Below are 24676 nucleotides of genomic sequence, written 5' to 3' on the forward strand. Positions count from 1 at the left end.
GTGAGTTGAGAATAGGGAGGGAGTAAGCACATCATGAAGCGAATGCTTGTTACCGGGTCTTCTGGTCTCATCGGTTCTGAAGTGTGCGCGTACTTTCATGGTCAAGGATGGTCGATCCATGGAGTCGACAACAACACTCGGGCTACGTTTTTTGGACCGCAAGGCGACACGCGTTGGAATCAACGCCGGTTGCAGGCTGATCTGAAACAGTTCCGGCACCATGAGCTCGACATCCGAGACCGCAAGGGCGCATTGGCGCTCATTCAAGAGCTCAAGCCTGATGTGATTGTGCATACGGCAGCACAACCCTCGCATGATCTCGCGGCCAAGATTCCGTTCGATGATTTCGATACGAATGCGGTGGGTACGCTGAACCTCCTTGAAGCGACCAGGTTGCACAGGCCAGGAGCAGTTTTTGTGCATATGTCCACGAATAAAGTGTACGGCGATGCCCCGAATGAGTTGCCCCTCGTGGAGCAGGATAAACGTTGGGATTATGCGTCTCCCAACGATTTTGACGGGATCACGGAGCACATGCGCATCGATCAGTCGAAACATTCGCTTTTTGGTGCCTCGAAAGTGGCCGCGGATGTCATGGTGCAGGAGTATGGGCGATATTTCGGCATGAAGACCTGTTGTTTGCGGGGAGGTTGCCTCACCGGACCCAATCATTCGGGCGTAGAGTTGCATGGATTTTTGAGTTATCTCGTCAAATGCAATTTAGAAGGCAAAAAGTACAGCATCTTCGGCTATAAAGGAAAACAGGTTCGAGACAATATTCATTCCCTGGATGTCGCACGATTCATCCATGCGTTCATCGAGAACCCCCGAAGCGGTGAGGTGTACAACCTCGGAGGCGGACGTGGAAACAGCTGCTCTATTTATGAGGCGTTCGACATGATCGAAGCTATTTCGGGCAGGAAGATGCTGTATGAATATGTCGACAAGAATCGCGAAGGTGATCATATTTGCTACATCAGTAACCTGAAAAAAATGACGACGCAGTATCCCGGCTGGGGCATTACGAAAACGTTGAAGCACATTTTCGAGGAAATTCACCAGTCCTGGCTGAAGCGGGCCGCTGCGGTGAATGTGCCGATCTGAAAAATCTGTGCTAACGTCAGCGTTGGAAGAAATACATATGCCATGAAGGTCCTGGTAATTTCAGCAGCCTATCCTCCGATGCATGCAGGGGAGGCTACCAATACCTACCACTTGTGCCGGCAATTGACTGAGCGGGGCATTGACATACATGTGCTCACGTCGGTTGGCAATGTTGGTACCGATGATCCTCGGATTCGCGTGTATCCCATCATGCAGACATGGGGCTGGCTTGAGTTGCTTCGGGTTCGGTCTTTTTTTAGAAACTGCTCGCCGGATGCTGTGTTTCTTATGTACATCGGACTCATGTACAAATTTCATCCGATGGTGACTTTCCTGCCCACGCTTTCCAAGCGGTTATTTCCAAACGTTCCGTTTGTAACCCGGTATGAGAGTGCGTTTGTGGGGGCTGATCCGTCGAAGACAGGCATTGTTTCGCGTTTGTTCAGGAAGCTGATGGTTCAATGGGCTGGTGGAAAGGATGTGGCGTATAGCTCGGGGACACTGTTGCGGGATAGTGATGCTGTCATCGCATTGTGCGAACGTCACCGTGCCATGTTGCACGAAGAATGGCCTCCCGTCAGCCCAAAGGTGGCGTTAATCCCTCCACCTCCGAACTTGTTCATCGCGTCGAGTGCAGGGGGCACGGCACGCGAACGCGGACGGAAACGGTTAGGCGTCACGTCATCCGAATTTGTTGTCACCTTTTTCGGATATCTCTATCCGATTAAAGGCATTGAAACACTGTTACGGGCTTTTGCGGCTGTATCTGCACAACGACCCGAAGCCCGTCTCCTGTTCATTGGAGGGAAGGTTGGCTTGGAGGTCGAAGGTGGTGCCTCCTATTTTGATGAGATGCAGGCACTCGCGAAGGAGTTGCACATAGACGGAGTCACAACATGGACAGGCGCATTTAAGTCTGAGGAGGAGGAAGCATCGCTGTTTCTTCATGCATCAGACGTATGTGTGCTACCTTTTCTTGAAGGCGTTCAGCTCAACAACAGTTCCTTCGCTTCGATGGTTGCGCACGGGCTTCCCATCATCGTGACGCGCGGGCCTTTAATGGACAAGGCATTTGTTCATGGGGAAAATGTTCTTACCTGCGAACCAAAAGATCATCCGGCCGTGACGAAACTCCTGCTGGAAGTGATGGACCGTGCGGATCTTCGTGAGCGCCTTCGATCTGGTGCTATCAAGCTCGCCGCCGAGTGGTTTTCCTGGGAGACGGCGACGGAGAAAACACTGACCGCTTTGCGACCGCGGCTGTCGGGCAAGGTTGTATAGGTCGCTTTTCCTGGGTACATTCCCACATGCCTCGTGTATCCGTCGTGATTCCGACGTATAACTGTGCCAAATTTCTTGGGCGGACTATCGACTCGGCGTTGAGACAGACCTACCGAGATTTCGAAATCATTGTCGTCGATGATGGATCGACGGATGGCACCCAAGCGTTGGTAGGGGCCTACGAGGAGTCGGTACGGTACGTCTATCAAACCAATCAGGGGGCTTCGGCGGCACGGAATGCAGCCCTGTCGAGAGCGAGCGGAGAACTTATCGCTTACCTGGATGCCGATGATCTTTGGCGCCCCGACAAGTTGTCTCGGCAGGTCGAATTTCTGGATACGCATTCCACCTGCGGATTTGTCCATACAGAGGTATCGGTAATCGATGAACAGGACACAGTCCTGCACACCTGCTTTAATCAGGACACCAAAAGACCTATTCCTCAGGGGCAGTGTGTCAGGGATCTGTTGCTGCGGTCTCATATCCAGACGTTGACGGTGGTAGAGCGTCGCACCGCATTTGACGATGCGGGGAAATTTGATCCGCGCCTGCCGGTTGCTCAGGATTATTTGCATTGGATTGGTGTGGCCCTGCAGGGGTATGGAGTTGGGTATCTCCCTGAACCGCTGGGCCAATATCGCTGGCGGGCGGGGAGTCTCATGTCCAGCCAGCGTCGGCTTCTGGGAGATTTTGTGAAGATATACGAAATTCTCTCAACGGAGTATGGTCTTGAACGGTCGCAGGGGCCTGAGATCATGCAACTGGTGAAGGCGCAGCTGTACACAACTCAGCGGCAACTGGCGTATCTCGAGCGACGGGAATGTTCGGGGGCAGCAGCGCGGCAACGGCTTGGTGCCCTAATCCGACAGTGGCCGCTAAATCTGGAGCTGTATGTGGACTTCGCCAAGACCTATGTCAGCCGGCAAGTGTCCTGACGGCAACGAACCCTCTGGTTTGATAGCGAAAGCAAGCAGGCGGTTTGCAGGAGTAGGCGCAATTCAACTATGAACATTATGCTCGTTACTCCCTGGAGACCTTCCCTCACCGGGGGCATCAGTACCGTTGTTGCGCGGTTGACGGGGGAATTTCAGAAGAAAGGTCACACTATCACCATTTTTGTCGCCGACCGCGAGAATCGGATTCGTCAAATTGAAGCACTGGATGAAATCCCAGTCTACGGCATGTATCTCCGGTCGCCCGTCTCGTCGCAGTATCCTCTTCGTGCCATGGTCATGTGTTGTATTTGGTTTCCGATTACGATGGTACAACTTATCTGGCTGGCTAGGAAGAGACAGCTGGACGCAGTGTTAATTCAGTATCCGCTTCCTGCCATGTTCTATTTTGGGATATTGAAGCGTGTATTCGGAGGAACTCTTTTCATCACCTATCAAGGAAACGATGCGCATGACTTATGTCTATGGGATCGGCGAGAACAACGATTGGTCCGGTTCTTATTGGAGAAGGCTGACCTGGTGTTGGGTGTCTCACGAACGCTCTTGGCCAAAGTTGAATCGGTTTTGCAGGGCGTCCATCTTAGGCGTAGCCAACAGCTTCCCAATGGCGCACCGCTAGACGTTATCCAGGCGGTTAAAGCAGGTGAGGCGGGTTCTGATCTGCCGCCAAACTATCTATTGACCGCAGGACATCTGATTCGGCGGAAGGGGATAGACCTCGTGATCGCCGCATTGCGGGAAGCCAAAAAGCGCGGTGTGGCGTTGCAGCTCGTTGTTGCAGGTGACGGACCGGAACGGGAAAATTTGATACGCCAGTCACGCGACCAGGGTGTGTCAGATCAGGTTCGGTTTTTGGGCAATCAATCCCATAGGCAGGTTCTCAGTCTGATGAAGACGTGCCTTGCTTTCGTGCTGGCCTCGCGAGCAGAGGGGATGCCTTTAGTCATCGCAGAGGCGATGGCATGTGGGAAAGCTGTCATTGCGAGCAATATTGACGGTGTGCCGGAAATTGTTCATGACGGCACAACCGGAATTCTGGTGCCAGCAGAGGATTCTGGAGCTCTCGCAACAGGTCTGATCAGGTTGTGCTCTGACGTAGCTTTTCGAGAGACTCTAGCTAAGCAGGGAAAAGAGTGGGCCTGTCGAGAATACAACTGGGAAGCGATTGCGCATCGATACCTTGGCTTCATCGAGGAGTGCCAGGCCCACCGGTAAATGTCATGATTATAACCATCTCAGTAAAAGCAGGGGCTACCCCCTCTGACAGAGGACTGTGGGATTGCTTAAACGGTGCTAGATTAGTGCAGAGGCAGATTTCTTTTACAGGCGGGGAACAGCGATGAATATTCTTGGTATTTCTGCGTTCTACCACGACAGTGCCGCATGTTTAGTGCGTGATGGGGAAATCATTGCTGCGGCTCAGGAAGAGCGCTTCACGAGGAAGAAACATGATCCCGGGTTTCCTCATAGAGCCATCGACTACTGTCTTCGTGAAGGACAGATAGAGCTCAAAGATGTGCGGCACCTCGTCTTCTATGACAAGCCGCTGGTGAAGTTTGAGCGATTGCTAGAAACCTATCTTGCTTTTGCGCCTAGGGGTGTTCAATCCTTCGTGGCCGCCATGCCGGTGTGGCTGAAAGAGAAGCTTCTGTTGAAGAGTTTGCTGCAGAAGGAATTTCTCCAGCATGCCCCGGACCTGACGACATCTTCCCTGCCACAGATTTTGTTTTCAGAGCACCATGAATCGCATGCGGCATCTGCATTTTTCCCCTCACCTTATGAGAAGGCAGTGGTTTTGTGCATGGACGGGGTCGGGGAGTGGGCCACTACGTCGGCGTGGCTTGGGCAAGGGAACACGTTGACTCCCCTCTGGGAAATTCCTTTCCCTCATTCCATCGGACTGCTGTACTCCGCCTTCACATACTATACGGGTTTCAAGGTGAATTCCGGCGAGTACAAGGTGATGGGTTTGGCGCCCTATGGCGAGCCTAAGTATGTGAAAGCAATTTACGAACATTTGCTGGACCTCAAGCCGGATGGAACGTTCCGGCTCAATATGGAGTATTTCAATTATTGCACCGGACTGACGATGACCGGCGGCAAGTTTGATGATGTTTTTGGGGGACCACCTCGCAAGCCTGAATCCAAGCTGACTCAGCGGGAGATGGATTTAGCTCGTTCAGTTCAAGAAGTGACAGAAGAGGTCATGCTACGTCTGTCGCGGACGCTCCATCGGGAGACCGGAGTAGACTATATGTGTATGGCCGGTGGTGTGGCGCTGAATTGTGTCGGGAACGGGCGTATTCTTCGGGAGGGACCCTTCAAGGGTCTCTGGATACAGCCTGCTGCAGGCGATGCCGGAGGTGCGTTAGGTGCTGCATTAACTGCCTGGCATCAGTATGAACAACAACCGCGCAAGGTGACTTCCGGAAAGGATGGTATTAAGGGATCATATTTAGGCCCCTGTCATAGCAACGAGGAAATTGAAGCATATCTGAAAAAGGTTGATGCGCCGTATGTCAGGCTCGATGAGAATCAACTCTATGCCCGTGTAGCCGAAGAACTTGCTGCAGGGAAGGTCGTGGGTTGGCTACAGGGACGTATGGAATTTGGACCTCGGGCATTAGGAGGCCGTAGCATCCTAGGCGATGCGCGCAATCGGGACATGCAGTCGGTGATGAACCTTAAGATTAAGTATCGGGAATCGTTTCGGCCTTTCGCACCGTCGGTCTTGCGCGAACGAGTCTCTGACTATTTCGTCCTCGATGCCGACAGCCCCTATATGCTACTCGTAGCTCCTGTCGTAGAAAAACGACGTCTTCCTGTGAGTTCCGCACAAGATGGATTGTGGGGGATCGAACTGTTGAATATCCCGCGGTCTGATATTCCCGCTGTGACTCACCTTGACTACTCAGCGCGGATTCAAACTGTCCATCAGGACACAAATCCACGGTACTATGCGTTGCTGAAAGCTTTTGAAGCAAAGACGGGGCATGCCGTGTTGGTAAATACTTCCTTCAATGTGAGGGGGGAACCAATTGTCAGCACGCCGGAAGATGCCTATCGATGTTTTATGCGAACGGAAATGGACGTGCTCGTGCTGGAGAATTGCGTGTTGCTTAAGGCCGATCAGAAGCCGCTTGAAGGCGATTCGGATTGGAAGAAAGAGTTTGAGCTCGACTAACCAGTAAGATAGTGAAGGCGAAGGAGGAATTGATTCATGCGAATTCTGATTACGGGTGGAGCAGGGTTTCTCGGTAGTCACCTATCCGATCTGCTGATTGGGCAGGGACATGATGTGATTGCGTTGGATAATTTGATCACCGGACGAGCGGAGAATATTTCTCACCTGATCGGAAATCCGAAATTCAGCTTTGTGAAATACAACGTGTGCGACTATTTGCATGTCGATGGGCAATTGGACGCTGTAATGCATTTTGCGTCTCCGGCGAGCCCTCAGGATTATCTTGAGATGCCCATTGCGACTTTGAAGGTGGGGGCCTTGGGAACACACAAGGCGTTGGGATTGGCGAAAGCCAAAGGGGCGCGGTTTCTATTAGCGAGCACCTCTGAAGTCTATGGCGACCCATTGCTCAATCCTCAACCGGAAACCTACTGGGGTAATGTGAATCCCATCGGCGCGCGTGGGGTCTATGATGAGGCGAAGAGATTTGCTGAGGCTATGACGATGGCCTATCACCGATATCATGGAGTCGACACAAGAATCGTTCGGATATTCAATACCTACGGCCCAAGGATGAGGCCGAAGGATGGTCGGGTCGTCTCGAATTTCATTGTACAGGCCCTTCAGGGAAAACCGCTGACGGTCTTTGGAGACGGCTCCCAAACACGCAGCTTTTGCTATGTCGATGATTTGGTTCGTGGTATCGTGGCGTTGTTGATGGTGAAATCAGACAAGTCTGTGGCGGAACGCACTGATCGTACGAAGTTCCTCACTCAGAAGCCCGACGCTATCCTGGACAGCATTCATGATCCGGTCAATATCGGGAATCCCCGAGAACTTACGGTTCGTGGCATTGCCGAGATCATTCTGAAAATTACCGGTTCCAAGAGTGTCATTGAGGAACGTCCGCTTCCAGCCGACGATCCGAAGGTGCGCCGGCCGGATATCACGCGAGCTAAAAGCCTTTTGGGTTGGGAACCAAAAGTAGAGCTTGAGGATGGTATCAGGAAGGCCACGGAGTATTTTCGCCAGGTTATTGCAAAGTAATGGCTGTTCGCTGACGGTAGGATAGAAAGAGGAAGGTTCGATAGTTGTTATGTGTGGGATTGCGATTGCTATAGGGCTGAATGGACGGCCCATTGAGCGAGTAGCCATTGAGCGGATGGCGAAAAGTTTGTTTCATCGCGGCCCCGATGACAGCGGCATCTATCTGGATGGTGCCGTGGGAATGGGATTTCGTCGTCTTTCGATTCTTGATTTGTCCGAAGCGGGCCATCAACCCATGGTTAGTGAGGATGAGCAGTACGTACTGGTCTTCAACGGCGAAATCTTCAACTATGTCGAACTTCGATCGGAGCTTCGCCAATTGGGGTACCAGTTTCGGTCGAGCGGGGACAGCGAGGTCCTGCTTGCGGCGTACCGTGAGTGGGGTCGGGAGTGCCTGTCCAAACTCAATGGCATGTGGGCGTTTGTGATCTATGATCGTCGACATCGGCGGATTTTTGGGTCGCGCGATCGATTCGGCGTCAAGCCGCTGTACTACAGTCGCACTTCCGATGTGATGCAATTCGCTTCAGAGATCAAGGCGCTACGAGCGTCTGGATACCAGCGCGGTGAGATCAATTGGCGAACTGCTTCCAGATTTCTTCTGGAAGGACGGCTAGACAGCCAGATCGAAACGTTCTACGAAGGGATTGAACAAATTCCTCCAGGGAGCGGTTTCGAACTGGCACTCGATGGTACGTGGCATCAATGGTTTTTTTGGTCCCTTGATGGGTTGTCTCCAAGTGTATCCGGAGACCCTGCGGAGATCTTTGCCGAATTGTTCGAAGATTCCGTTCGAATTCGGATGCGAAGTGATGTCCCGGTAGGCGTCTGTTTGTCGGGGGGGCTTGATTCGACCGCGATTATTTGCGCTGCGGCCAGGCAGCGAGGTGAGGCGGGCAGTAGTAGGTCTGAATCTCTCCAGGCATTTTGTTATATGGCCAAGGAGTTCGACGAGTCCAAGTATATTGCCGACACGTTGGCTCAAACCCATGCCCAGCTTCGTCAGCTGGGAACCAGCCCGACCGAACTATGGAGCGATCTGCGCCGAATGCTTTGGTTTCAAGATGAGCCGGTGCATACAATGACGGCCGTAGTAGGCTACCAGCTCATGCATCTTGCCGCGTCCCACGGGATTCGTGTCGTATTGAATGGGCAGGGTGCGGATGAGACCATTGGCGGCTATTCCAGTTATTTCCAAGACTATTGGGTGTCGCTTCTTCGAGAGGGACGCGTACGAAAAGCCTGGGAGTCTGTGGCAGCCTACACGGCGGCTCATGGTGGAAATTCGTGTCAACGTTTCACCGCGGCCGCAGCGCGCGGACTTTCATGGGAAATGTATAAGATCAACGCGTACCGGAGCTGGGCACAGGCGCGTCGACAAGCACGGCTCCGCCAGAATCCGTGGTTTTCAGAGGACCTCACCAGGCATTTTATCGATGAAGATGTTTCGCCGGTTGCTATGACGTTGTCGAATGCGTTGAAGCAGTCGGTGCGCTCTGCCCCGTTGCCCTTGTATCTACGCATTGAGGATCGCAACTCCATGGCCCATTCGGTCGAAGCACGCCTCCCCTTTCTAGATTATCGTTTGGTGTCGTTTGTCGCAGGACTGTCCGATGGCTGGAAAGTCCGTGGACCGTTGAATAAATATGTGCTCCGAGAAGCTATGAGAGGGCGGATCCCGGAGTCTGTGCGAGCGCGCGTGGACAAGATGGGGTTTCCTACTGCGAGTAAAAAATGGTTTGCGCATGATTTCTACGAGCCTCTCCGCGATATTCTGGGGAGTCGGGTTGTTCGCGAACGAGGCATTTATAACGCGGATGCCGTGATCAATGATTTGGAGCGTCACCGCAGAGGTGAAATAGATTTGGCCAACAGGCTATTCCACGTCGCGGAATTTGAGATCTTGTCGGATCTCGTGAGTCAAGACCCCGGTCTTGCTGTGTGATATATAGCCTGGAGCGGCTTCCCCCTGCTGCACCCTGGTGGGTTCTCCAGTCGTGCCGGCCACATCATTGATGTCACATCCACTCGCGCGTGATCAAGGTCGTGTGTAGCGGGCTGTCGAGCATGCATGGAATGCCTTGGGATGCCATGAAGTCGATGGTGAAACTGTGAAGCAAGTTCTGATCGTCGCCTACTATTTTCCGCCGGTTGCGGCGAGTGGGGCGATGCGTCCGCTTGGTTTTTGCCGCAACCTTCCGGCATTTGGGTGGCAGCCGAAAGTGCTCACGACAACGCCAGAGTGCGTCTATCCGGTGCATCAGGTTGATCAGAAGCTCGGTGGGCGTGTGCCGGAGACTGTTCAGGTGATTCGTGTGCCTTATATCGACCGACTGCAGCAGGTCTTGCAGTATCGCGAGGTGCTCCGGGGAATACTAAAAGGGAACGCGAATCAGGGTAGGGCCAGGAAGGACCTGAAAAATGAGGCATCTGCTTCGTCACCTCAACCGGGAACAGGTCGCTCAACGGTGAAGGATTTTTTCCTGGATTGGGCATTCGCATTTCCTGACCGGCAATATACCTGGCTCTCGCAGGTCGTGAGACACTTTCAGCGTATCGGAGAAAAGGAAATGCCGGACGTTGTCTTTGCGACAGGTGGGCCGTGGACAAGTTTTTTGGTCGGCGCAACCCTTGCCAAGCAGTTCAGTCGGCCACTGGTGCTGGATTATCGCGATCCATGGAACTGTAACCCGTATTATTCCTTTAGTTCCCGCTTCTTGACCAAGAAATCGCAATGGCTTGAAGCGAAAGTTTGTAAGGCTGCGAGTCATGTCATTGCCAACACTGAGGAGCTACGCCAACGACTCCTTGAGGAATTTGGCGAGCTTCGAGGTCGCTGTACTTGGATTCCCAATGGATTCGATCGGGAGGTCCTCCCTGTCGGGCAGTCGACTGCTGGCCAATTGGACGGTCAGTCCCCCTCGACAGGATACGAACTGTGTCATTTCGGGACAGTCTACGGGAAGAGGACTCCTCGGATCCTCCTGCAGGCAATGTGGGAATTATTTCAAGAGGGCCGTTTGAAGCCCGAATCGATCCGATTGCGCTTCGTAGGCGGGTGGGACTCAACCGATCAGGAATGTGAGCGCTATGCGGCAGAGCTTGAGAAACACTCTTTTTTGCGACGCGAGCCTCCGATTTCACACAGTCTATGCTTAAAAGAGATGCAACGATCCAGCGTGCTTTTGGTGCTTCAGCCTGACTCTCCCTTACAGGTACCGGCCAAAATTTATGAATATGTCGCGACTGGTCGTCCGTTGCTACTGATCGGTGGAGAGGGCGCAACTGCCAATCTAGTCACTCGGCATGCCCTGGGCGTAAGTAGCCCGAATCAGCTGGCAGCGATTAAAGTGCTCCTCGACGAGTTAACAACAGGAGTGCGGAAGCTTGTTCAGCCTGATGTGACAAGTGTGAATCGTTTCGACTATCGATCGTTGACCGGTGAAATGGCAGCTGTGCTCGATGTGGCCGTTGGGGCGAACGAATCTTCCTAATGTGGTCGTTATGAGTACGATGGACGCCTCAATCCTCGGCCGAACCGATGCCGAAATCCTCGCATGGGAAAGCTATGTGCTAGGTTCTTCTATCGCGACGGGGTATCATCAGGCCGGCTGGCGGCGGGTGATTGAAGAGGCTTTTGGGCATCCCACATACTATCTGAAGGTGCAGGGGCAGGATGGTGTAGTGCAGGGGGTTCTGCCGCTGGTTCTTCTGGCAAGCCGAGGGTTTGGACGCTTCCTGGTAAGCCTGCCGTTCGTAAATTACGGCGGGGTGGTTGCGAGTTCAGCGGAAGCATATCGCTTGCTGGAGGCACGCGCTGTTGAGCATGCGCGGGAGCTGAACGCGGATCATATCGAACTCCGACACCAGGCGATGCTGGTCACGTCTTGGGTGGCCACCGAACGAAAAGTGTCCATGCGACTTCCGTTGCCGAGCTCCTATGAGCAGTTGGTCAAAGGATTTCCCTCCAAATTGCGAAGCCAGGTTCGGCGGGCTCAAAAAGAGGGGATGACGGCGCGCGTAGGTGGGAATGAGTGTCTTGATGAGTTTTACACAGTCTTTTCCCGATGCATGCGCGATTTAGGAACACCGGTTTATGGGAAAGGATTTTTTGCAAAAATTCTCGAGGTGTTTCCCAAGGAGACGCGCATCTGCATTGTTTCTCACGGCGAGACACCAGTTGCCGCAGGCTTTCTATATGGGTTCCGTTCTTCGCTGGAGATTCCGTGGGCCGCATCCGACAAGCGTTTTAACAAGCTGTCTCCCAACATGTTGCTCTACGGCACGGTGTTGGAATTCGCCTGTCAGCAAGGATTTCAGGTGTTTGATTTTGGGCGTTCGAGTCCCGACAGCGGAACGTATCGATTCAAAGAGCAATGGGGAGCTCAGCCACACCAGCTGTATTGGTACTATTGGATGAAAGACGGGCGTGCGGTTCCCCAGCTCAATCCGCAGAATCCAAAATATGCTCTGGCAATTGGTTTATGGCAGAAATTACCTGTGTCGGTCGCGAATCTTATAGGCCCTCACATTGTGAAGCATCTTCCATGAAAGTTCAGCGAACGCTTCCTCCGTCAGCTGCGCCTATCGAATGGCAAGACCTCTTGCAGGGGCTGCTGGGACTTGTGCGCCCGAAGGTGACGGTGGAGCGGCTACAGGATGAATTCCGTCAGCACTTCGGCGTGAAACATGTCTGGTTTGTGTCATCGGGAAAGGCCGCCCTTAGCCTCATTCTCCGGGCGCTGCATAGTCTGTCTGGGCGCAGCAAGGTCGTCCTTCCAGGATACACATGCTTTTCCGTGCCGTCGGCCGTGGTTCGTGCTCGGATGTCGGTGGCGCTGTGTGATCTGGATCCGCTGTCGTTGGAGTTCGACTTTGCGCAATTCTCGAAGGTGTCCGATTCGAGCGTGTTATCCGTGGTGGTGACCCATTTGCTGGGGATTGGCGTTGACGTCTCCAGGATCGTCGACCTGTGTCGTCAGCGAGGCATTTTTGTCGTGGAAGATGTGGCGCAGGCTTTTGGTGGTGAATGCAATGGAGTGCCGTTCGGGGCGATGGGTGACGTCTCGTTCCTGAGTTTTGGGAGAGGGAAGAATATAACGTGCGGTTCGGGGGGCGCCATTCTTACGAATGATGATCGGATTGGTAAAGCCTTGGCGCGTGAATATGCGCAGCTTCCCGAGGTCTCGCTGGTGGACATGCTCAGGAATTGGCTCGAGGTGGCACTCACGAAGGTCTTGATTAACCCGTCCCTCTATTGGCTGCCGGTTGGGCTTCCGTTTTTAAAGTTGGGAGAGACAAAGTTCTACACGGATTTTCCAGTCGCTCGTCTGGATCCGATACGTGCCGGCTTGTTGCGTCGTTGGAAACGGCGGCTCGCCAATTCGACCGCAAGTCGGGTAGGGCATTCAGAGCAGATGCTCCGATCGCTGGCGCTCTCGAAGGTGCAGACTATCAAGCCGTCAGGACGAGCACAGTCAGTGTATCTGCGACTACCTGTGTTGATGCGATCGAAGCAGGAAAAAGACGCGGTCTGTCGGACCTCCGCCGATCAGGGGCTGGGAATCAGTCCCCTGTACCCGTCATCCCTTCAGTACATCGCTGAACTCCGTGACACGCTCTCATCTCAGAATGTGCCGCAGTCGACTATGATCGCTGAGCGGCTTGTTACGCTCCCAACCCATGAATTGGTGTCTGACTCCGACCTCGTTCGAATTTGCAGTGTTATTCAAGCGGCTCAGCGGGTTGATGGCGCAGCGACGATTCGGCGGCCTGATATTCCGAACGGGCAGCGTCATGCCCCTGAGCTGCCTCGAAATATTTAGGTGATCGGGCGATTTTGGTTTGAGCGACGGCAGGTTGTTAAAACGGTAGAGAGCTGAATCATGTGGCTTGTGGAGTGGATATTCTGGAGTTCATTGGTTTTCATGTTCTATGCCTATGCGGGCTACTTGCTTGCTTTGGTAGTCCTATCCTGTTTCAGAAATCGACCTGTCCTGGTCGGCGATATTCAGCCGATGGTCTCGTTCGTAATCACGGCCTACAATGAAGAGGCGCGCATCACAGAGAAGATCGAGAATAGTCTTCAGCAGCAGTATCCCCGTGAGCGGCTCGAAATAGTTGTAGCCTCTGATTGCTCATCGGATCGAACCGACGACATTGTGCGATCGTATGCGCCCTCGGGTGTGCGCCTTGTGCGCGCTCAGGAACGAAGAGGGAAAGAAGCGGCCCAAAAGTTGGCGGTCAGCCAGACGAATGGAGAAATACTGGTGTTCTCGGACGTCGCGACGACTTTGCCTTCTCATGGCATTGCCAATATTGTGAAGTCGTTCAATGATCCCACGGTCGGCTGTGTCAGTAGTGTGGACCAGTTTGTAGATGCGCAGGGCAATCTCAGCGGGGAAGGCGCGTATGTCAAATATGAGATGCTGCTGCGCCGATTAGAGACCAGAGTCAATACGCTGGTGGGGCTGAGTGGGTCGTTTTTCGCTGCGCGAAGAAGCGTGTGCAGTCCCTGGGCGGATGATCTGCAAAGCGATTTTAATACATTGCTGAATTCAATGAAGGCCGGGCTACGCGGTGTGTCGGATCCGGCGAGTGTCGGCTACTATAAAAACTTGACGGATGAGAAGAAGGAGTATCAACGGAAAGTCAGAACCGTCTTAAGGGGAATCGCGGTGTTGATGCGCAGCCTACCCATGCTCAATCCGTTTCGGTACGGCATCTTTGCCTGGCAGCTGTTCAGCCACAAGTTGTGCCGATGGTTGGTACCATTTGCGATGATCGGTGCGCTGGTTTCCAATATCGTGTTGGCAATAGATTCTCTGCCGTACCGGATTCTACTGCTGGGACATATTGCGTTTTATGCTATCGCGGCGGTGTATACCACATGTGCCTGGATGCCAAAGAGCAATGTGTTTCGATTGCCTTCGTTTTTTGTTCTTGTCAACCTGTCCATTATTGATGCCTGGATGCGGTATTTTCGGGGAGACCGGGTGTTTCGCTGGGAACCGTCCAAACGTTGAGCGAGGGTGGGCAGATGGATCGGCACGGTCGCGTATGAAAACATAGTTACAGTGAGGTACTGAATGGATACGATGGTTGGAAAGAAAGAATTGCGCAACTTTGGGTTGATGGTCGGTGGTATTTTTTTTCTGATCGGCGTCTGGCCCATGATTCGTTATGGTGAGGGGATTCGTCTGTGGGCCATCGTGCCGGGGTCACTGTTAGTTCCATTGGGATTAGCCGCGCCGACCGTTCTTGCGCCTCTTTTCAAAGCGTGGATGAAAGTCGGCCACGTGATGGGATGGATCAATACCAGGATCATTTTAGGGATTCTGTATTTTGGTCTCATCACCCCTATGGGGGTGATCATGCGGATGTTTGGTTGGGACTCGATGCGAAGAGCGCTGAGCCGAGATGCCGAAAGTTATCGAGTCGTGCGGCAGGCCAGGCCACGCAACCACATGACCAGGCAATTTTAAGCAAACGGAGGGCACTATGGGCGAGTTCCTAACAGAGCTGTGGGCCTTTATGAAAGAACGGAAAAAATTCTGGCTGTTGCCGATTATTGTGATGCTCGTGCTATTGGGCAGCTTGATCGTGCTGACGCAAGGATCTGCGGTGGCTCCGTTTATCTACACGTTGTTCTAATTTCGAGGACTCAGCTGTTGAGATGAACTTCTCGGTGGGACGGTTAAAAAGATCAATTCGCGCGGCGGCAGCATGGACCTTCCACGCGTCATCAATCTACCGATGGCGACATCGCGGGAAGGTTTTTGTGCTCATGTATCACCGCGTGCTGACGAAGAGTGAAGTTGCCCGGTATCCGGTTCAGCCAGGAATGTATGTGCTTGATACTGTATTTGCTGAACAGATGTCTTTTGTAAGGCGTAATTTTACGGTGCTGTCGCTCCAGGAACTCCTGGATCTGTGGCAACGGGGCGAGTGGAGTGCCCAGGCGCGGTATTGCGTGATTACCTTCGATGACGGCTGGTTGGACAACTATCGCCATGCGTATCCAGTTTTGAAGCAGTTGCGTATGCCTGCGACGATTTTCCTTCCCACTGACTACGTAGGAAGGAACGAGTGGTTTTGGCCTGATCAGATGGCCTTCTTGTGGCAAGCGATTGCGGACCGGAAACAACGTGGTGAGGCGACAAAAGCGGTCGAGGAAGTGTTGTCCGGTTGTCTGGACGGCGACATGTCGTGTGTGATTCCGACGATGGCTGACCATCAACGGGCGGCGGACGAAATCATCGAGCGCTGTAAGCATCTCCCGATCGACCGTATTCGCAAACTGGTCCATACATTGGCCTCAGCGCTAGACGTAACCTTGCCGCTTGATCGGGTGATTGTAAACTGGGATGAGGTGCGTGAAATGTCTAGGGAAGGAGTGTCGTTCGGTTCCCACTCCTGCACGCATCGTATTATGACGACCATTACATCGGACGAGGTTTCGGAAGAGCTTCTGAGGTCACGGCAGGTTCTTGTTGATCAAGGCATCAACTATGTCCCGGTCTTCTGTTACCCGAATGGGAACAGCGACGCGTCCATTGAGGGGCTGGTGAAAGCCAGTGGGTATGAGGCAGCAGTATCCGTGCGAATGGGTCTCGAAGGAAGAGGGCCGGAAAATGGATATGCTATTCGTCGGGTAGGGATTCATAACGACATATCCGATACCATCCCGCTTTTTTCTTTCCGATTGTTCGGTCCCCAGCCCGGCTCAGCGTAAGCCAACAATGGAAATGGATATAAGGGGAATCGCTTTGGAGTGGGAATACTTGTGAAAGTATTGATTACCGACGGAAATGAGCGGGCGGCACTTGCGGTCACCAGAGCGCTCGGACGTCAAGAAGTTGAGGTGATTGTCGGAGCAGAGTCCCAACGATCCCTTGCAGGTTCTTCGCGTTATTGCCGACAGGGTATTGTCTATCCGTCTCCATATCAAGAACCCGAACGTTTTATCGGCACATTGATGGAAGCCGTGCGAACCCATCGAGTCGATGCCTTAATTCCGTTGTCCGATATTGCCATGCATGTCCTCGGACCAGAGAAGGCTCAATTCGAAAGATATACCCATTTTCCGGCCCCCAGTCCCCAGGCGTTTCAAGAAATTTCCGATAAGTATCGATTGATGCAACAGGCTATTACTGAGGGGGTAGCAATCCCCGATACCATTTTTGTTCCTGATGGTCGGGTCGAACGGGTCGTACAGGGAATTGTTGATTTTCCCGTGGTGGTGAAGCCAGGCTGTTCATTGGTGAAAGACGGCAGGCGATGGACGAAAACGAGTGTGTGTTATGCCGAGTCTCCTGAGGAGCTTCTGCGACTCTACCGCGAGAGGCCGTACTTGCAACAACCGTCATTGATTCAGCAGCGTGTGATCGGTGAAGGCCAGGGCCTGTTTGTGTTGATGCAGGAAGGGACACCATTGGGGATGTTTGCTCACCGGCGACTTCGAGAGCGACCTCCATCCGGAGGAGTGAGCGTGTTGCGCGAGAGTATTGCCTTGCCCAAAGCCATGGTTGACGCTACCCTGAAATTGTTACAGCGTGTGAAGTGGCATGGTGTGGCCATGGTAGAATTCAAAGTCGATGCCGCCACGCGGCGCCCCTTGCTGATGGAAATTAATGGGCGGTTTTGGGGATCGCTCCAGCTGGCTGTGGATGCGGGCGTCAATTTTCCCCTTCACTTACTCAATATGGCAATGGGAGTGTGCGAGACGATACCTGAAAATGGATATCGAGTCGGAGTCAAGTCCCGGTGGCTGCTGGGTGATCTGGATCAATTGGCAATGCGCATCAAGAAAAGTGATCGTGCGTTGAATCTTCCGCCCGGCGCCCCCTCCAGACTTCAAGCGCTCATGTCTTTCTGCCGGTTTTTTGAACGAAATACGTTTTATGAAGTTGAACGACTTGATGATCTCGGCCCAAGCCGGTTCGAGATCATGCGGTATCTCAAACTGGCATAGGGAGTGGTGATGCCTCAGGTTGATTCTGTTTCCATGCGGGGAGTGGCCCGTTCGATGAAAAGGGCCGTGAACGGAGCGTTAGATCACTGGCGCTATCGGAGCCTGGTACATAGCCAGGTCTTTCCGAATCCCCTGCGTACCATCTTGGTGGTCTGTAAAGGCAATATTTGTCGCAGCCCGTTAGTCGAGGCCTATCTCAAGCATCAGGTTGAAAAGCATGGGTTGCCCATTACGGTCGAGTCGGCCGGGCTTGAAACTTCGTATGGAAAGACGGCGCATCCGCTGGCGCAACTCGTCGGGACGCAGTGTGGACTCTTGCTGAGCCAGCATGCCACGCAACAGCTGCACAAGGAGCAAGTTGAACGGGCGGATATGATCGTGGTCATGGAGTGGCGGCAGCGACGCCGCGTGCTCAAGCTATACCCTCAGGCCAAGCAGAAGGTGTTTTTGCTTCGCCAGTTTTACGATCAGTCAGTGCGAGAGGTTGCTGACCCCTACAGTGGAACACTGGAAGATTTTCAGACCTGCTTCTCGATGATTAAGCAGGCCTGTGATGTATTGGTGATGCAGATGTTGCCCCCGGGCAAGCAAGCATAGGATTGAATTGATTTGATCGAAACGCGAGTGCAGATGGCAAGGATCAAGGGAGGCCCGGCATCGACATGAGTTTGCGAACAAGACTGTTCAACATCTATTGGACGCTGCGGGGCGCCATTGTGCCGAAGCTGAGATATTCCCAGTACTCGTACGAGGAATCGCTGAAACGGTATGTGGCGCCATCAGTTGAATGGGTGGAGATAGGATGTGGACACTCCATCCTTCCCAGCTGGCGAGCGAATGAAGAGCGCCAGCTGGTAAAAACCTGTAAGGCGATATTTGGCATCGACTATGATCTTCCGTCTCTCAAAGCGCATCCCAACATCGCCAAAAAACTGCGCGGCGATGTCACCAAGTTACCCTTTAGAAACGAAGCGTTCGACCTGGTAACCGCAAATATGGTGGTCGAGCATCTTGACAATCCAGACGAACAGTTTAGGGAGATTGGGCGCATCCTTAAGTCGAAAGGCGTGTTCTTGTTTCACACCCCGAACGCATTCGGCTATGGGGTTATCTTATCCAAGGTCGTGCCTGAGTGGCTCAAGGGCAAGCTTATTTACCTGCTAGAGGGTCGCGCGGAGCATGATGTTTTCCCTACGCACTACAAGGCGAATACCGAGGCTCAAGTCAGGGCGCTTGCTCAAGCGAATGGCTTCGAGGTTCTGCAGCTTGATTTGCTTGCCACGGATGCCATCTTTGCCATGCTTCCGCCACTGGCGGCCTTGGAATTGTTGTGGATACGGTTGCTCATGACCCAGCCTTTCCGGAACCTCCGAACAAATATGATTGTGGCACTGAGAAAAGCGGCATAACGTGGCAGGGACAGTTTCCAGTGCTGTGATCGAGACCTCTGCTCAATGATACATTCCAATCAACAGATGGCCGGTGGACCTCGATTTGGGGCTACGGTTCGAGCTTTGCCAGTTCCGAAGGAGTCCAATGTCGGATTCTATCTCGTCATGTTGGCAATGCTCTTTGAGTTTGGACGGCCGCAGGACGTACTCCCTCCGCTCAAAGCGATCCCGATTCCAACCTTGTTAGACGTGTCCGTTCTTATTGCGGTCTTGGTTTCCGGCAGAGCGACTTTTTCTAACCTGCAAACAAAGCTTTGGATGGGACTCCTCGTTTTCATGGCGATGTGGGTTCCGTTTGCTAACAACAACTTTTGGGCGTTCATGACGTTCAAAGAGATGACGTTATACTTTTTTTTCTATTTGGGAATTGTCACCTTCGTGAATACCACCAGCCGAATGCAGAAGCTGATATTCATGTGGCTAGGCGTGCATGCCGTTCTTGGCATAAATGGAATCTTGCATCATGGGCAAGGAGTTGGTGGGTGGCTAGGAGACGAAAATGATTTCGGGATGGAAATGAATGTGGCAGTTCCGGTCGCATTCTTCATGTACCAAGCGGCAACAAACCAGCGGTCGAAGTTGCTCTATATGGTGTTGTTGGGCCTCTTTGTCATGTCCGTGGTCGCGACATCTTCGCGAGGTGCATTTCTTGGTTTGCTTGCGTTAGGAACCTATTGCTGGCTGTACTCACCCAGAAAGGTCATGTCGCTGCTCCTGGGCATCTGCCTTGTTGGCCTTGTCCTCGTCGCTGCGCCACAGGAATATTGGGATCGCATCAGTTCCATCACCGATGATAATACTATGGAAACCGGTACGGCAGGGCAGCGGATGTTCACCTGGGGCATCGGGTGGGAGATATTTACTGCTAATCCTATTTTCGGGATCGGTCAGGGAAACTTCCCGTGGACAATCGGTGAGTACATGGGAGGGCGCACTTGGCAAACCAAATCATTGGCTGGCCGCCAGGCGCATTCCCTCTACTTTACACTGCTGCCCGAACTCGGACTTGTCGGAGTGATTATTTTCGGCACGATGGTCTATCTCAACTATCGAGATACCAGGGTGAGTCAGTTCTTGCCTGTTGCGGCTCGTGGTATGGCTGGACGGAACGGCAAGGAAGAGGCAAAGGACCCTCAAGTGGCACGAGCCATCCTATTCGGGAACGCGATTTTAGGCGGCATGATAGGGTATCTCACGACCAGCGCCTTCATCTCCACTCTCTATTACCCAACCTTTTGGATCCTGATGGGGCTGGCCGTGGCCCTTCGAAATTCAACTCAGGCGTATACTGTCAGCCAGCCTGGCACTAGTGCCGCCCCAACTTTTACGCCGAAAGTGTCTCTTTGGGATCGGCCAAGACCTGTAAGATTACGGCACTGATCGTCGGGCTGTGCGAGGCGATCCGAAGAGGCTGGGTTGTCCCCTCTGTGCGTCTTCGATGAGCAGAGCATGCAGGGTATCCCGTAAAAATGATTCAAACAATTCTGTTTCTTTCGACCAGTAGTGGGCCCGGTGGAGCCGAGCGAGTCATCAGCAACCTGGCTACTTCCCTTGATCCTGCGCGATATCGGGCCGTCCTCTGTTTGTTTCGTCAGGGATGGATACAAGAACGAAGCGAAAGTCGTGGAGTTCGTACTCATATTATTCCCACGTGCGGGATGACAGACTGGCGCTGGGCACTTCGATTTAGACGGCTGCTGGATGAGGAGCATGTCGACCTGATTCACGCGCACGAGTTTGATGCAAATGTGCAGGGGGCGTTCGTCGCGGCCATTTGCGGGATTCCCCTGGTCGCGACCGTCCACGGAAAACACTACTTCTGGGAAAAATGCAGGCGTCGCCTTGCGTATAGATGGGTCAGTCGGCAAGCGACTATGGTGGCGGTTTCAGAGGATTTGAAGCAGTTTATTGTGGAGAACGTGGGGGCTTGTCCGGAGCGGATTACAGTTCTCTATAACGGTGTGGATGTGCCAATGCCTCCAAGACAGGCTGAGGTTGATGCGTGCAGAAAAGAGTTGCGCTTACCTCATGGGGATCAGATTGTTGGTGTCGTGGGGAATTTGTATCCCGTGAAGGGACATCAATATCTGATCGAGGGGATCCCCGCAGTTCTGAAAAAATGTCCCAATACCTCCTTCATCTTTGCCGGGAGGGGGCAGCTTGAAAAAGAGTTGAAGGATCAAGTCCACCGGCTTGGCCTGGACGAGCGAGTACATTTTCTCGGCTTGCGGCAGGATATCTCGACAATTCTTGCTTTGCTGGATGTTTTCGTTCTTCCCTCGTTATCTGAGGGACTTTCGATGGCAATCTTAGAGGCGATGATGGCAGGAAAGCCTGTGATTGCTACCCGGGTCGGCGGGAATCCTGAAATCGTGCTCGACGGTGAGACGGGCTTTCTTGTCCCGCCGCGTGATAGTCAGACCTTAGCGGACCAGTTGGTAACGTTGTTGACTAATAAGGAACAGGCGGCCCAGTTTGCAGCGAGAGGCAAACGTCGCGCCGAAGGGCAATTCAGCTTGCAGACCATGGTGCATGCATATCAATCGCTCTACGATAAATGTCTGCGGTCGAATCCATAGCACGACCTGAGAGCTGGTGAGCGAATGTATTACAGGGATGTCGCTTCTAATGAGAAAGAATGGGCGTCATGATGACGGAAGCCGGCACGCAACAGACAACGAGGCAAGGCCCCCGTGTGAAGGTCTGTCATGTAGCGATGGGCGATTTATGGGCCGGAGCGGAAGTCCAGCTGTTAGCACTTATGACCTACCTGGTAAGGTCGGACGAATTTGAATGGTCTGTGATTCTGTTCAATGAGGGCAGACTGGCTGAGGAACTTCGTAAGCTCCCGCTTTCAGTCTCAGTCATTCCTGAGGCGCATCATACCCCTATTGCGATAGCGAAACGACTGGCCAAGACCTTTCGACACATTCGACCTGATATTGTGCATACCCACAAATACAAAGATTCCATTCTTGGCGCCGCCGTCGCGCGATATGTGGGGGTACCTCACACAGTCAGGGTCGTGCATGGAATGCCTGAACCCTTCAGCGGATTGAGAAACCTGAGAATGCTTTTCTATACGATGCTCGACAGGTTTGTGAGCCGGCTGCTCATCGATAGGGTGGTTGCCGTATCATCGGATATCGAAAAGCAGTTGGTCGAGATCTATGGCCCGAATCATGTGGTACGCATCCACAATGGTATTGATTTGGACGCTGTGCAGGTAAGTACTCCGAGGCTCCAGAAACGCAGAGAATGGCGCTTAGACGAAATGGTCACCCTGATCGGAACCGTAGGGCGGCTTGTTCCGGTAAAAGGCCATGCTGTATTGCTGGAGGCGCTACGAATCTTGCGTGGGGCGAATCGCAATGTGATGCTACTAGTGGTTGGAGATGGCCCCCTGCGCGGACAACTTGAGTCGGAGATTGCACGACTGGGTTTGGAGAAATCCGTAATATTCGCGGGCCACCACTCGCCGGCCTATGATTTCATCAACATGATGGACGTGTTTGTCTTGCCATCGCTACATGAAGGCATTCCCATGGTGTTGCTTGAGGCACTGGCCCTGAGGCAGCCTGTTGTGGCGACTCGCGTGGGTGGAATCCCGGAGGTAATCACCCATGGAGAAACGGGCTTGCTGGCAGAGCCGGCAGATGCGTTGTCGCTGGCAAAGTTTATTCAACAATTAGTCGAGGACAAGTCTATGGCGGCGCGTATTGGTAAGGCCGGGCGAACCCGTGTAGAGGAGGAGTTCAATGCGCGTACTATGGCCGAAAAAACAGTAGGATTGTATAAGAAGGTATTAGGCAATGTTGTTTCAAACAGCAACCCGGTAAGCTGACATCATGACAAATCTATTTGGTATCATCTGCCTCATTGTGTTGGGTGTGATATCGTTTTTCTCTCTCTACCAATTAGGCCATGCGATTCTCGCGATTTTATATAAGACTTCTCCATCCGACCAAAGAAGAGCCCGCACGACTCGTTTCCTGATTCTAATTCCTGCCCACAATGAAGAAGATGGGTTGCCGGAGACTCTGCAGAGTCTGGCCGCCCTCCAATATCCCAAGGACCTGGTTCATATCGTGGTGATTGCGGATCGCTGTGCTGACGATACGGCAAGGGTCGCGCGGGCGGGTGGTGCTCAGTGTCTGGAACGCAATGAAGGGCCTGGTGGAAAGGGTGCGGCCATGTCCTGGGCGATGCAGGTGTTACGGAAGGAAGGTGTGGTATTCGATGCGCTCGTCATCGTTGACGCAGACTGTCTTGCAGATTCCCGGTTGTTAGAGGCCTTTGACGATGCTCTTGCAAAAGGACATGAAGTCCAGCAGGGGTACAATTACCTCTCCAATCCATGGGAAACTCCGTTTACCCGTGTGATTGCGGTCACGAGTGTCCTGCGAAACTTCCTGTTTTATGGAGGAAAGGAGGCAATCGGCTGTTCCGCAATGTTGAGCGGAACGGGGATGTGCTTGAGTCGATCCGTTGTGGATCAGCATGGGTGGTCGGCGTTCTCGGTAGCGGAAGATTGGGAGTTTTCGGTTTCACTGCTGCTAAATGACGTCGTGATTCATTTCAACCCCTTGGCTCGTGTCTTTGCCAGGGAGTCTAAAGGGCTCAAGCAGGCTTCACGCCAGAGATTGCGATGGGCGACCGGTAAGTATGCGGTCATGACAAACGGGGCACGCCGTCTTTTCTTGCAAGGATTGGCACGCGGGAAAGTGAATCTTATTGACGGGGCTGTGACCTTGGCCGCTCCAAACTATTCGAGCCAGGCCTCCATGACCCTCTTCGCCCTTGTCTGCAGCCTCTTCCTGAGTCAGGAGCCAGCATGGGGATTTCTTCTTCCGTGGTCGCTGGCAGTGCTTGGATCATTGGGGGGGTACTTCCTTTTGGGCGCGATGCATACGCAGTCCCCGTTAAAAACGTTAGCTGGAATTCCCTATATCGCGGTGTTTCTTCCGTGGCGGCTCTCAATCGAGATATTAGGCTTCCTCGGATTCGGTCGAAAGGGCTGGGGTCGAACGTTCCGAGATTCTGCAACTCGGCGCAACACTCCTGGTACGTAACGCTGGTGAGGCTGGCGTTCTTTCAGGTGCTTTTTAACACGGGTCGCTCTCTGGTTCGTCCCAATGCTTCAGTGCCACGGTCTTTCAGCGAACTTTCAACATCCTATTCTTCTTCGAACTTCTCCGGCTTCAAGTTAGTGGGCATTGAGCGTAGTCGCTTGGGATCCGAACACCCAGGTGTCGCTGATTCCGCCCTGGCTTTGGAGAGCATGCGTTTGTCAGGCGCTGTCATCCGGTCTGTCGACCCTGAACATCAAACGGCTTCGTTCTTGGCGGATTACGAGGATCTGTAGGCTTCCCTGTCAGAGGTGGCTCCGGTTGGTTGGACAGCCTAGGCCATTCCTTAAGTGGCGCCTGGCGGGTCGCTGACTACGCGGCCGTGAGCCGTGTCGTCAGATTGTCATAGTACACCTGGTCAGGCGTCTGGCCGTCAAGTGCCTGATGCGGTCTGGTCTGATTGTAGAACGTCAGATAGCGCTCCACGCCCTGGTGGGCCGCACTGACGGTGTCGTACGCGTGCACATAGACCTCCTCGTATTTGAGACTTTTCCAGAGTCGTTCCACGAACACGTTATCCCGCCAACAGCCTTTCCGTCCATGCTGATCTGAAT

At 53.1% G+C, this 24676-nt stretch carries 21 protein-coding genes and 1 pseudogene; 21 read left to right on the top strand and 1 reads right to left on the bottom strand.

Features of this window, described 5'->3' with window-relative positions; genetic code table 11:
- Window positions 1-33 precede the first annotated feature (33 nt).
- The 21 genes from NSND_RS20685 (at window position 34) to NSND_RS20780 (ending at window position 24065) form a co-directional block, all read left to right on the top strand.
- Window positions 34-1104 (top strand): NAD-dependent epimerase/dehydratase family protein, encoded by a 1071-nt coding sequence (locus NSND_RS20685; RefSeq protein WP_080880795.1) that lies wholly within the window; start codon window positions 34-36, stop codon window positions 1102-1104.
- Between the two features lie 42 nt (window positions 1105-1146).
- Window positions 1147-2385 (top strand): glycosyltransferase family 4 protein, encoded by a 1239-nt coding sequence (locus tag NSND_RS20690; protein ID WP_080880796.1) that lies wholly within the window; start codon window positions 1147-1149, stop codon window positions 2383-2385.
- 26 nt (window positions 2386-2411) lie between these two features.
- The gene (locus NSND_RS20695; protein ID WP_080880797.1) at window positions 2412-3320 is read left to right on the top strand and encodes a glycosyltransferase family 2 protein; all 909 of its coding nucleotides are present in this window, start codon (window positions 2412-2414) and stop codon (window positions 3318-3320) included.
- Between the two features lie 69 nt (window positions 3321-3389).
- Window positions 3390-4553: a glycosyltransferase family 4 protein gene (locus tag NSND_RS20700; protein ID WP_080880798.1), complete on the top strand. Its 1164-nt coding sequence runs from the start codon at window positions 3390-3392 to the stop codon at window positions 4551-4553.
- Window positions 4554-4677: 124 nt separating this feature from the next.
- Window positions 4678-6522 carry a carbamoyltransferase family protein gene (locus NSND_RS20705; RefSeq protein ID WP_080880799.1) on the top strand — a complete coding sequence of 615 codons (1845 nt, stop codon included), beginning with the start codon at window positions 4678-4680 and terminating at the stop codon, window positions 6520-6522.
- Window positions 6523-6558: 36 nt separating this feature from the next.
- Window positions 6559-7569, top strand: a complete 1011-nt coding sequence (locus tag NSND_RS20710) for a UDP-glucuronic acid decarboxylase family protein (protein WP_080880800.1) — start codon at window positions 6559-6561, stop codon at window positions 7567-7569.
- Window positions 7570-7618: 49 nt separating this feature from the next.
- A complete protein-coding gene (gene asnB, locus NSND_RS20715; RefSeq protein ID WP_080880801.1) occupies window positions 7619-9514 on the top strand; it encodes an asparagine synthase (glutamine-hydrolyzing) in 1896 nt (631 codons plus the stop codon).
- Between the two features lie 166 nt (window positions 9515-9680).
- A complete protein-coding gene (locus NSND_RS20720) occupies window positions 9681-11063 on the top strand; it encodes a glycosyltransferase (RefSeq protein WP_143833649.1) in 1383 nt (460 codons plus the stop codon).
- A 10-nt stretch (window positions 11064-11073) separates the two neighbouring features.
- Complete coding sequence (locus NSND_RS20725; protein ID WP_200810570.1) at window positions 11074-12120, top strand: FemAB family XrtA/PEP-CTERM system-associated protein; 1047 nt, start codon at window positions 11074-11076, stop codon at window positions 12118-12120.
- The gene (locus NSND_RS20730) at window positions 12117-13394 is read left to right on the top strand and encodes a DegT/DnrJ/EryC1/StrS family aminotransferase (RefSeq protein WP_159450925.1); all 1278 of its coding nucleotides are present in this window, start codon (window positions 12117-12119) and stop codon (window positions 13392-13394) included. Before NSND_RS20725 ends, NSND_RS20730 begins: the two co-directional genes overlap by 4 nt.
- A 60-nt stretch (window positions 13395-13454) precedes the next feature.
- Window positions 13455-14594, top strand: coding sequence for a glycosyltransferase family 2 protein (locus NSND_RS20735; protein ID WP_080880804.1), 1140 nt, complete (start codon window positions 13455-13457; stop codon window positions 14592-14594).
- A 63-nt stretch (window positions 14595-14657) separates the two neighbouring features.
- Entirely contained in the window at window positions 14658-15053 is a 396-nt protein-coding gene (locus NSND_RS20740; RefSeq protein ID WP_080880805.1) for an SxtJ family membrane protein, read from the top strand.
- Window positions 15054-15069: 16 nt separating this feature from the next.
- The gene (locus tag NSND_RS21545; protein ID WP_013249386.1) at window positions 15070-15222 is read left to right on the top strand and encodes a DUF5989 family protein; all 153 of its coding nucleotides are present in this window, start codon (window positions 15070-15072) and stop codon (window positions 15220-15222) included.
- Window positions 15223-15355: 133 nt separating this feature from the next.
- Window positions 15356-16303: a polysaccharide deacetylase family protein gene (locus NSND_RS20745; RefSeq protein ID WP_159450926.1), complete on the top strand. Its 948-nt coding sequence runs from the start codon at window positions 15356-15358 to the stop codon at window positions 16301-16303.
- 51 nt (window positions 16304-16354) lie between these two features.
- Window positions 16355-17542, top strand: coding sequence for a carboxylate--amine ligase (locus NSND_RS20750; protein WP_080880807.1), 1188 nt, complete (start codon window positions 16355-16357; stop codon window positions 17540-17542).
- Window positions 17543-17596: 54 nt separating this feature from the next.
- A complete protein-coding gene (locus NSND_RS20755) occupies window positions 17597-18139 on the top strand; it encodes a low molecular weight protein-tyrosine-phosphatase (RefSeq protein WP_159450927.1) in 543 nt (180 codons plus the stop codon).
- Window positions 18140-18204: 65 nt separating this feature from the next.
- Complete coding sequence (locus tag NSND_RS20760) at window positions 18205-18951, top strand: class I SAM-dependent methyltransferase (RefSeq protein WP_080880809.1); 747 nt, start codon at window positions 18205-18207, stop codon at window positions 18949-18951.
- Window positions 18952-19098: 147 nt separating this feature from the next.
- Window positions 19099-20373 (top strand): O-antigen ligase family protein, encoded by a 1275-nt coding sequence (locus NSND_RS20765; RefSeq protein ID WP_159450928.1) that lies wholly within the window; start codon window positions 19099-19101, stop codon window positions 20371-20373.
- 89 nt (window positions 20374-20462) lie between these two features.
- Complete coding sequence (locus NSND_RS20770) at window positions 20463-21572, top strand: glycosyltransferase family 4 protein (RefSeq protein WP_080880811.1); 1110 nt, start codon at window positions 20463-20465, stop codon at window positions 21570-21572.
- 68 nt (window positions 21573-21640) lie between these two features.
- Complete coding sequence (locus NSND_RS20775; protein WP_159450929.1) at window positions 21641-22837, top strand: glycosyltransferase family 4 protein; 1197 nt, start codon at window positions 21641-21643, stop codon at window positions 22835-22837.
- Window positions 22838-22841: 4 nt separating this feature from the next.
- Window positions 22842-24065 (top strand): glycosyltransferase family 2 protein, encoded by a 1224-nt coding sequence (locus tag NSND_RS20780; RefSeq protein ID WP_080880813.1) that lies wholly within the window; start codon window positions 22842-22844, stop codon window positions 24063-24065.
- A gap of 369 nt (window positions 24066-24434) precedes the next feature.
- On the opposite strand, the pseudogene NSND_RS20785 reads toward NSND_RS20780, so the two are convergent.
- A pseudogene (locus NSND_RS20785) lies at window positions 24435-24676 on the bottom strand (integrase core domain-containing protein); the annotation flags it as partial.

The sequence above is a fragment of the Nitrospira sp. ND1 genome (genome assembly GCF_900170025.1).
Lineage (GTDB): Bacteria > Nitrospirota > Nitrospiria > Nitrospirales > Nitrospiraceae > Nitrospira_A.